Below are 1,318 nucleotides of genomic sequence, written 5' to 3'. Positions count from 1 at the left end.
ACGATACCGTGCAGGTGGTGATGTCGGTTTTGGCCGGGCGTCTCGGTCTTGTCGTGCCGAACCCGGCCCTGCTTGCCCGGGTGTCGGACGACCGCTTTGCCCTCGTGGTCGCGACCGATCCGACGGGAGATCCGTGGCGGGAGGCGACTCTTCAAGCGCAAGGGATCATCGACGATGTGTCCGCCGATATCATGCATGGCGGTCTGACCTATCCCCCTACCCTCGTGGCCGGCATCGCCCTCGTCGATGCGACCGGCGATCTCGGCGCTGGGATCGACAACGCGATCGCCGCCGCGGGCGAAGCCGGGACCTTGACCCGCATCGTCCAGCATTCCGAACAGGTGCGGGCCAAGGCCCGCGCCCGGTTCGAGATGGAGCACGAACTGTCCAAGGCGATCGCACAGGAAGAACTGGTCCTGCATTTCCAGCCGATCGTCGATCTCGATCTCGGCAGAGCCTCGGGTGCCGAGGCGCTGATCCGCTGGAATCACCCTGAGCGAGGCATGGTTTCGCCCGGCCTGTTCATTCCGCTGGCCGAGGAGACCGGGCTAATCGACCAGATCGGCCTGTGGGTCATGCGCGAGGCCTGCCGGCAAGCGGCGGGTTGGGACAACGACCTGAAGGTGGCGATCAATCTCAGCGCGCGCCAGTTCCTCGACCAGGATCTCGACATTCATGTCGCGGCGGCCCTATCGGAGAGCGGCCTGTCTCCAAACCGGCTCGAGCTCGAACTGACCGAGACCGTTGCGATGGTCGATCACGACCATTCGCGGGCCACGCTGACCAAGCTGCGTGACCGAGGCCTCAAGCTCGCCATCGACGATTTCGGGACCGGCTATGCCAGCATGAGTTCGCTGCGCCGGCTGCCTTTCAACAAGCTGAAGATCGATCGGGAGTTCGTCCAAGACGTCGACAAGCGCACTCAATCCCAGGCGATCTGTAGCGCCATGGTCGAGCTGGGCCGGGGTCTTGGCATGGAGGTCCTCGCGGAGGGGACCGAAACCCGCGAAGAGATCGAGTTCATGCGCAAGCGTGGCTGCTCCCTGTTCCAGGGCTTCTACTTCTCCAAGCCGGTTGCCACCGCCGACTTGGTCGCCACGCTCGCCGACCTCGAGCAGCAGGCCCCCGGCTATCGCATGGCAGGCTGAAAACGGGTGGCCTTGACGGGTAGCGCCTTCCGTCGAGGCCAAGACGGAACTGACCCCTTGAACGCAGTGCAATGGGCGGAAGCGACTTGTTAGGGCCATCGTCGAGAACTGCCGCTCCAACAGCTGACTCAACCAGTTTGGGAGTTGACCCAAGGCATGTGACCCGCCCT

Annotated in this window: 1 protein-coding gene; it reads left to right on the top strand. The window is 64.1% G+C overall.

The annotated features are described in order from the left end of the window. Nucleotides 1-1,148 (top strand): bifunctional diguanylate cyclase/phosphodiesterase (locus FD715_RS22335; RefSeq protein ID WP_189799620.1); only part of this gene is annotated, 1,148 nt, incomplete at its 5' end. Nucleotides 1,149-1,318 lie beyond the last annotated feature (170 nt).

Source organism: Tateyamaria sp. syn59 (genome assembly GCF_007995245.1).
In the GTDB taxonomy this organism is placed as follows: domain Bacteria; phylum Pseudomonadota; class Alphaproteobacteria; order Rhodobacterales; family Rhodobacteraceae; genus Tateyamaria.
Note: the sequence above shows the minus strand (reverse complement) of the source record. Positions and strands in the feature narration are given on the sequence as shown.